Source organism: Clostridium sp. MCC353, from assembly GCF_018785315.1.
Lineage (GTDB): Bacteria > Bacillota > Clostridia > Lachnospirales > Lachnospiraceae > CHH4-2.
Genome location: NZ_WQPN01000034.1, coordinates 21,425 through 27,874, shown reverse-complemented (window position 1 = coordinate 27,874; position 6,450 = coordinate 21,425). Strand labels below are relative to the sequence as shown.

General features: G+C 44.9%; 5 protein-coding genes. 2 read left to right on the top strand and 3 right to left on the bottom strand.

Annotated elements, in window-relative coordinates; all coding sequences use genetic code 11:
* Positions 1–123 precede the first annotated feature (123 nt).
* Genes GPL15_RS08550 through GPL15_RS08540 form a run of 3 tightly spaced genes read right to left on the bottom strand, consistent with a single transcriptional unit; the run spans position 124 to position 4,773 of the window.
* Positions 124–2,427, bottom strand: a complete 2,304-nt coding sequence (locus GPL15_RS08550) for a hydratase (RefSeq protein WP_215697987.1) — start codon at positions 2,425–2,427, stop codon at positions 124–126.
* A 10-nt stretch (positions 2,428–2,437) separates the two neighbouring features.
* A complete protein-coding gene (locus tag GPL15_RS08545; RefSeq protein WP_215697985.1) occupies positions 2,438–3,436 on the bottom strand; it encodes an isocitrate/isopropylmalate family dehydrogenase in 999 nt (332 codons plus the stop codon).
* 2 nt (positions 3,437–3,438) lie between these two features.
* Positions 3,439–4,773, bottom strand: a complete 1,335-nt coding sequence (locus tag GPL15_RS08540) for a citrate synthase (protein WP_215697983.1) — start codon at positions 4,771–4,773, stop codon at positions 3,439–3,441.
* A gap of 411 nt (positions 4,774–5,184) precedes the next feature.
* Here GPL15_RS08540 and GPL15_RS08535 point away from each other — a divergent pair, with 411 nt between their 5' ends.
* Both GPL15_RS08535 and GPL15_RS08530 read left to right on the top strand, forming a co-directional pair.
* Positions 5,185–5,583: a hypothetical protein gene (locus tag GPL15_RS08535; RefSeq protein WP_215697981.1), complete on the top strand. Its 399-nt coding sequence runs from the start codon at positions 5,185–5,187 to the stop codon at positions 5,581–5,583.
* A gap of 49 nt (positions 5,584–5,632) precedes the next feature.
* The gene (locus GPL15_RS08530; RefSeq protein ID WP_215697979.1) at positions 5,633–6,388 is read left to right on the top strand and encodes an AIM24 family protein; all 756 of its coding nucleotides are present in this window, start codon (positions 5,633–5,635) and stop codon (positions 6,386–6,388) included.
* Positions 6,389–6,450 lie beyond the last annotated feature (62 nt).

Below are 6,450 nucleotides of genomic sequence, written 5' to 3'. Positions count from 1 at the left end.
ACGGTTGGAAGCCGGTTTTCATCGCCAACGGATTCCGCTCCGCCCGGCGTCAAGCCTCCAAGCAGGCCTCCGCCCCCGTCCGCCCCCATTTCCAGGATTCATGGCGTTACTTCGGCGAATATGTTAAATAAAGATTTTCATTCTTTCTTGATTATAGTTGATCAGGCTTCCTGCCTTCACTATCTTACGCTCTTCCTCTGTCATATCGGCAATATGAAGTTTCAATTGTTTTACCGTATCACCGATGACATAGGCTTTAATGTCGTTCATATCACCGTCCAGGGCTTCTTTGATTCCGGGTACGTAGATGTAGTCACCAATCTCAAAATCGGGATCGGCATCCATTAAAAATGGTATCATGCCCCAGTTCATCACATTGGAACGGTATCGTTTGGTCGCGTATTCATAGGCAATGTTGGCTAGGCCGCCTAATACCCTCTGGCAGCTTGCCGCCTGTTCGCGGGCGGAGCCGTCGCCTGGACGGACGGCGTATATCATGCTTCCGATCTCGGTTTCCGAAGCTTTTACGTCTTCATTTCCCGGGATTTCATGGATTTTATCAAAGACTGCCTTCAACTCAGGGGCTGTTTCTAATGGACTGCTGCCCGCAGCCCTGGATTTTTCTACTGCATCCACTGCTTTTGCCCTTCCTACGTATTCCGGATCCCTTCTGGACAGAGTGAACTCTGCCAGTCCCAGTGGGTTGGAACGGTAAGAGGAGGTTTCGCCGGATGGAATCAGTTCATCCGTAGTCGTCACTTCATCCATGATCTTGGAGCAGACTTTTAACAATATATTGTCTGTCAGAGCGCTCATTTGAGGCCAGTCTTTAATGTTTGGACCGTAAACCAGGTCTTTTTCCTTCTCTGCCTTGCCAAATCCCTGGTAAACCCGGCTTACATAGGAAGAATCGTCAAATTCATAAGCCGGAACCTCATAATCATCCATGATTCTGGCGGCTGATGTAAGGAAACCGCCGTTTGCGCTGGTGGCTGCAATGGAACGGGCATCCATGAGGGCAACCGCCGACATCTGGCCGGAACCGGGCTTGGAACCTTCACGGTTCGGGAAGTTTCTGGTGGTATGACGGATGCTGAGCGCGTTGTTGGCCGGGGTGTCGCCGGCTCCGAAACAAGGTCCGCAGAACGCTGTTTTTACCGCAGCGCCTGCCGCCATCAGATCGGCCACTGCCCCCTTCTTCACCAGATCCATAAATACCGGCTGGGAAGACGGATAGACGGACAATGTAAATTCATCATGACCGCATTTGCAGTTTTTCAAAATGTGCGCGGCCGCCATCACATTGCTGTAATTGCCTCCTGCACATCCGGCGATAATCCCCTGCTGGACATAGAGCTTTCCGCCAATGATTTTATCGGTCAGATTATAATTAAGGCCGCGGTTTCCGCCGATTTTTTCCGCTTCCACCTCTACGCTTCTCAAAATATCACCCAGATTGGCGTTTAACTCATCAATGGTATACACATTGCTGGGATGGAAAGGAAGAGCGATCATCGGTTTCACATCGCTTAAATCCACATAAACCATGCCGTCATAATATGCCACATCAGCCGGATTCAGTTCTTTATACTCTTCCCCTCTTCCATGCATGGTTAAAAATTCTTTGGTGTCCTCATCGGTTCTCCAGATAGAGGTCAGACAGGTGGTTTCCGTAGTCATTACATCTATGCCGTTTCTGAAATCTGTGGTCATGGAAGAGATTCCAGGGCCCACAAATTCCATCACTTTATTTTTTACATAACCGCTTTTGAAAACAGCGCCTATAATAGCCAGGGCAATATCATGAGGCCCTACGCCCGGGCCTGGTTTTCCTTCCAGATAAATGCCCACAACACCCGGATATGTGACATCATAGGTATCACAGAGAAGCTGTTTTACCAGTTCTCCGCCTCCTTCTCCAATGGCCATGGTTCCCAGGGCGCCGTAACGCGTATGGCTGTCGGAACCCAGGATCATCTTGCCGCAGCCCGCCATCATTTCACGCATATACTGGTGCATAACCGCGATGTGGGGAGGTACAAAAATACCGCCGTATTTTTTAGCAGCGGAAAGGCCGAAAACGTGATCGTCTTCATTGATGGTTCCGCCTACCGCGCAGAGGGAGTTGTGGCAGTTAGTCATCACATAGGGGATTGGAAATTCCGTCATTCCGGAAGCCTTGGCCGTCTGTATGATGCCTACAAAGGTGATATCATGGGATGTCATGGCGTCAAATTTAATCTTGAGATGATCCATATCACCGGAAACATTGTGGGCATTTAAAATGGAATAGGCCATGGTGCCTTTTTTAGCCTCTTCTTTTGCCGTATCATTTCCATCCAGCCCATTTTTACGGGTATATTCATCTTCTTCTACAATCGTCGATCCGTTTAACAGGTATACCCCGCCGTCATATAATTTAATCATCGGTTTCCTCCTATAATGCTGCGATAATAGCATCCCTGTATTCTTCTGTCGTAGCTGTTCCGTCTAAGTCGGGAGTCAGGCAGTCTGCTTTTTCCAAAACCCGGTCTACTGCCGCTCTGATTCTGGATGCGCAGTCAAACTGTTTTAAATATTCCAGCATCATGCAGGCTGACCATAAAAGAGCGGTGGGGTTGGCAATGTGTTTTCCCGCAATGTCAGGAGCGCTGCCGTGAACGGCTTCAAACATGGCGTAATCTTTCCCCAGGTTGCTGGATGGAAGCAGCCCTAAGCCGCCGATCAATCCGCTGGTTAAATCTGATACGATATCACCGTAAAGATTCGGCATTACCATGATATCATATCTGTGGGGGTTCATGACAAGCTGCATGCAGACATTATCCACGATCATGTCATTGCTCTCGATTTCCGGATAGTCCGCTGCAATCTGGCGGAAGATATCCAAAAACATGCCGTCCGACATTTTCAGGATATTGGCTTTATGTACGCAGGTTACTTTCTTTCTGCCGTGGGCTCTTGCATATTCAAATGCATCCCTGATGATTCTCTCGCTGGCTGCTCTTGTGATGATCTTTGTTGCATGGATCGTATCTTCATCAATTTTTTCCTCCACGCCCACATACAGATCTTCCGTATTTTCACGGAATGTCACAATATCTACATTATCAAATGCTGTTTTAACCGCTGTATTGGATTTGGCCGGGCGGATATTTGCATAGAGATCATATTTCTTTCTCAGAGCCACATTTAATGAACGGAAGCCTTTTCCGATCGGGGTTGTGATCGGGGATTTTAAAAGCACTTTATTCTTTTCAAATGAAGCATAGGCTTCGTCAGGAATTAACGCGCCGTGTTCTTCCATCTCCTTCTGACCTACATTGAAAATCTCATAATCCAGTTCTGCACCTGCTGCCTTCAAAATATCGATTACGCAGTCCGTAATTTCAGGACCGATTCCGTCGCCTCTGAATACTGTAATTGTCTTGTTCATCTCTATCTTTCCTCCATAGATTTATAATCAATTGTATCGCCCACATATTTGGTAGCAGGGCGCATAATTCTTCCATCATAAAGCTTATTCTCAATGTTGTGGGCCAGCCAGCCTACCAGGCGGCTGCAGGCGAACAGCGGCGTGTAAAGTTCTCTTGGAATATTGAGCATGTTATATGCGAAACCGCTGTAGAAATCAACATTGTTGGAAACGGTTTTTCCTGTTTTTTCAAGAAGCATCTCCCTGGCAATCCGTTCAAAAGCCTGAAGGAATTCAAACTCTTTTTCCCTGTGTTTTTCTCTCGCCAGATCGCCGCAGCATTCTCTCAGGATCTCCGCCCTCGGATCGGAAATCGTATAAACCGCATGGCCCATACCATATACCAATCCGGACTTATCATAGAAATCTTTATCCAGAATCCGTTTGATAATCCCTTTTATCTTAACTTCATCCGTAGTAAATCCAATTTCGTCCGTAACCGCCTGCATCATCTGCGCACAACGGATATTGGCGCCGCCGTGTCTCGGTCCTTTTAAGGAGCCGATGGAGCCTGCCATTGTCGAATAAATATCCGTTCCCGTGGAAGCTATTACTACATTTGTAAATGTGGAGTTGTTTCCGCCGCCATGATCTGCATGGATTAAAAGAAGGGTATCCAGCATTTTTGCTTCCTGTTCGGTGAATTTACGGTCTTCACGGATCATATAGAGGATATTTTCCGCTATGGAGTAGTCTTTTCTCGCATAATGGATAATCAGGCTTTGTTTCTGGAAATAATGAAGCTGGCTTTGATAGCCATAGCAGATGATTAACGGCATCTTGCCGATAATGTTAAGGCCTTTGATAATGTTCTGATAAGGATCGATGTTATCCGGGTCGGGATCATAATTATACAGGGACAGAACCGCGCACTGAAGCAGGTTCATCAGATCCTTGGACGGCATTCTTAAAAAGTTCATCTCCAGAAATTCCTCAGGCAGTGTGTAAAATTGTTTTATCACCTCTGAAAACTGGCTGAGTTCTTTCTTTGACGGTAAAAATCCAAACAGGAGCAGAAAACATGCTTCTTCATACCCATAATGGGAATCTCCTTTTCCGGTTACCAGGTCGCTCAGGCTGATGCCGCGGTAAAAAAGTTTGCCAGGCACTTCTACCTTCTTTCCATCCTGAAGTTCATACCCTACAACATCCGATACTCTTGTGAGCCCCACCCTGACGCCGGTTCCGTCTTCATTTCGAAGGCCTTTTTTAACGTTGTACTCTTTAAACAGGCAGTTGGGGATATCCGTGTAATTCATAGATCTTCCAAATGATTGTGCAATAAAATTATTATTCATAGCGCCTCCTCATGGTGATAAAAGTGTAAAAAAAAGGCATCGCAAATAAAATATACGATGTCTCCATTGACATGTTAACTGAGTTTTTCTTGTTTTACTTGTTCTGTAGTCTACCACACCAAAAAATCAAAGTCAATAGATTGTGGAGATTACAATAAAAAAGTTGTGATTCAAGGTTTTTTCCTTAAATTATATTCTTTACTTTCTAAAGATATTCACTTTTATTTCAGTTTTTTTGATTTATTATTCATTCTTTATCAGTTTTCATTATAAATATCCATTTCTTTCTATAGTTGATTCACAATCAAAACATGAAATGTAATACATTTGAACTTAACGCTTTAACGTGATATATTAGTAAATAACAGCCGGATTTCTCTGGCAGAACGCCGCTGATGCGGCAGATAGGAGGTGGCAGACATAAAAACAAAAAAATTTACATTCCGGATGACTGCATTCAGCATTCTGGTTCTGATCTTAATCGCATTTCTCATGCTTTTTAAAGATGGCGGCAGGGAAAACCCTTTATTTGACAAAAATAATTCCATCACATTGTACCTGGAAACGGAAACCGGAACAATCCCCCAAATCGACTTCTCCATCTATTTTCCCGATTCCGGCTATGATTTTACTAAGTTTACCTATGATAAGTCAGGCATTGATTTACAAAATCCCGGGGTATATATGGTTCCGGTATATTATGATGGGGAGATCACGGCCTGTGTACTTCAGCTTACCATATCAAAACCACAGGATTATGACGGTTCTGCGGGGTTGCCGGAAACAGAGATTAAAAATCCGCAGAAGTGATAGAAGAAAAATTATCCAGCCAATAAAAACACAAAGGAGAACTAACAATATGATAACTTTTAATAACCTGTACAACAATGGAAATATGAAACAAATCGATGGCCGCGGATGTGTAAAAGTGTTTGAACACCAGCGTGATCTCAGCGTCAGCCCCAGCTCCGCCATGGCAGCCTATTTCGCATCCGAAATGAACATTCGCAAACGCCAGGTATTAATTGAGTTAAATGGCAATGCCTTCACAATTCAGGCAGGCGCCATGCAATGGATTGCCGGGCCGGTCAGCATGACCTCCGGCATAAAGGGAGTGGGGGACTTTTTAGGCAAAGCCATTTCATCGAAAGTAACCAAAGAATCCACAGTTAAACCTGAATATAAGGGAAATGGTTTGATTATGCTGGAACCAACCTATAAACATATTCTATTAGAGGATGTGGCAGAATGGGGAAGTATGGTCTTAGAGGACGGCCTGTTCCTGGCTTGTGATTCCGGAATCAGACAAAATGTAGTTGCTAGAACTACCCTCTCTTCCGCTGTTGCTGGAAAAGAAGGCCTGTTTAATCTATGTCTCACAGGAAACGGCATAGCTGTTTTAGAAAGCCCGGTTCCCCGGGATGAACTGATTGAATTTAATGTAAAGGACGATGAAGTTAAGATTGATGGAAGTATGGCTATTGCCTGGTCAAATTCGTTGAAGTTTACAGTAGAGCGTTCATCAAAATCATTGATGGGTTCCGCTGTGTCCGGTGAAGGGTTGGTGAATGTATACAGGGGGACAGGCAGAATACTCATGGCGCCTACTACATAAATCAGGAAAGTCCAACACAGCAGAGAGCAGTGCAAAAAAAATCCCTCGTAAACACGAGGGAA